Raw genomic sequence first — 2,364 nt, 5'->3', positions numbered from 1 at the left:
GTAATCCGGGTGAATTGCATCGTCTGGCCAAATCCCGCGCTTCCCTAGAGGAAACGGTCAACACTTACGAAATTTGGCAAAAAAGTCAAGAGGATTTAATCGGTGCGAAACAAATCTTCAAAGAATCCGCCAGCGATCCCGAATTACGCGAAATGGCCGCCCTAGAAGTGGCAGAATTAGAGGCAAAAATCGCCACTTTGGAAGACCAATTAACAATTCTGCTGCTGCCCCGGGATCCCCTCGATGAAAAGAATATCATGCTGGAAATTCGCGCCGGGACCGGAGGTGATGAGGCCAGTATTTGGGCGGGGGATTTAGTGCGTTTGTACTCAAAATATGCCGAAACTCAAAAATGGAAAGTTAGCCTTTTGAGTGAATCTCCGGCGGATATGGGGGGATTTAAAGAGGCAATTTTAGAGATTAAAGGCGATAACGTCTATAGTAAGCTGAAATTTGAGGCGGGAGTCCATCGGGTGCAGCGGGTTCCTCTGACGGAAGCAAGTGGTCGCGTCCACACTTCCACCGCTACCGTGGCAATTATGCCAGAAGTGGACGATGTGGAAGTGCATATCGATCCCAAGGATATTGAGTTAACCACGGCTAGATCTGGGGGAGCAGGCGGTCAAAATGTCAATAAAGTGGAAACTGCCGTCGATTTAATCCATAAACCCACGGGAATCCGGGTTTTCTGCACCGAAGAGCGATCGCAATTGCAAAACCGGGAACGAGCTATGCAGATTCTCCGGGCGAAACTGTACGATATGAAATTACAGGAACAACAGGAAGCGGTCAGTTCCATGCGACGCTCTCAGGTGGGAACCGGTTCCCGTTCGGAAAAAATTCGCACCTATAACTATAAGGATAATCGTCTCACCGATCATCGCTTAAATCAGAATTTTTCCCTCGATCGCATTTTAGACGGCGCCATCGAAGAGGTGATCCAATCCTGTATCGCCAAGGATCAACAGGGAAAACTGGCAGAATTAGCCGCTGCCCAAGAGACAGCTTAATCAGTGATCAGTGATCAGTTACCAGTGAACAGTAAAAAGCTCCCCACTTCCGGCACTTTCCCCACTGGTGGGGGTGAGTGCGGGTGGGGAATGATGCCGGTTCCTTCAACTCACGACTAATTCTATGCTTCCACTAAACGAAAGGCCGCACCCAAACCGACAGCGATCTCATCGGGAGAAATTCTGCCATCATGGTTAATATCGATCGCATCGAATACCGCATCGGTTCCCGCCCATTCTTCCCGGATGATGAAACCATCCCCATCATGATCATAGACTGGGAAAATATCTTCGGCGGCGTGTTCTAGGGTTGACTGACCTTACAACTGGGTTAAACGTTGAATCAGCAATTGTTCTAATAATTCTAAAGCTTTGGTAAAACCTTGAATACCTTCCGTTAGTTTTTCGGAAGCCATGGCATCTTCGGCGTGCATTTTCTCAAAAGTCGCTTGATCCATGGCAATTTTGACAATATCAAGGGTTGCGGCCTGGTCTGGATCGAGCTTACGGGGTAAATCGGCTTCTGTCTCTTGCAATTGTTCGAGAAGTTTCGGGGAAATGGTTAAAAGATCACAACCAGCTAACTCGCAAATTTCGCCGATATTGCGGAAACTTGCCCCCATAACTTCGGTTTTATAGCCAAACTTTTTATAGTAGTTATAGATCTGGGTAACGGATTGGACTCCGGGATCTTCAGCACCAACGTAGTCTTTACCAGTTTCTTTTTTATACCAATCGAGAATGCGACCGACAAAGGGAGAAATTAAGGTGACTCCCGCTTCCGCACAGGCGATCGCCTGATGAAAACCGAATAATAGGGTTAAATTACAGTGAATTCCTTCTTTTTCGAGGACTTCTGCCGCTTTAATCCCTTCCCAAGTCGAAGCAATTTTAATTAAGACTCTTTCTCTAGAGATACCCGCTTGTTCATACTGGGAAATGAGATAACGGGCCTTGTCGATGGTAGCTTGGGTATCGTAGGAAAGACGAGCATCCACTTCGGTGGAGACGCGGCCGGGGACGATTTGCAGGATTTGCAGACCAAAACCGATCGCTAGACGATCAAAAGCTAATTTGGCCACATCTTCCGGGGTGGCCTGCTCCCCTAATTCTTTTCTGGCCGCTTGCAGGGTTTGATCGACAATCGGCTGATATTGGGGCATTTGGGCCGCAGCCGTAATCAGGGAGGGGTTAGTGGTGGTATCTTGGGGGGTAAAAGCTTCGATCGCTTGGATATCGCCGGTATCGGCAACAACCACTGTAAATTGGCGTAATTGTTCTAGTAGGGTTTTAGCCATAACTTCTCCAGATGCGTGTTAACGCGAGACATTATCTGGATCTTAGCGATTCGATC

General features: G+C 47.8%; 1 protein-coding gene and 1 pseudogene. One reads left to right on the top strand and one right to left on the bottom strand.

All coding sequences use genetic code 11. The annotated features are described in order from the left end of the window. A partial coding sequence (gene prfA, locus PX484_RS14945; protein ID WP_288104480.1) for a peptide chain release factor 1 occupies positions 1 to 1,010 on the top strand: 1,010 nt, incomplete at its 5' end. A 122-nt stretch (positions 1,011 to 1,132) separates the two neighbouring features. Here the strand turns inward: prfA and PX484_RS14940 are convergent. Beyond that, positions 1,133 to 2,308 (bottom strand): annotated as a pseudogene (locus tag PX484_RS14940) (transaldolase). Between the last annotated feature and the right edge of the window lie 56 nt (positions 2,309 to 2,364).

The organism is Microcystis sp. M49636_WE2, assembly GCF_030065375.1.
Lineage (GTDB): Bacteria > Cyanobacteriota > Cyanobacteriia > Cyanobacteriales > Microcystaceae > Microcystis > Microcystis aeruginosa_C.
Note: the sequence above shows the minus strand (reverse complement) of the source record. Positions and strands in the feature narration are given on the sequence as shown.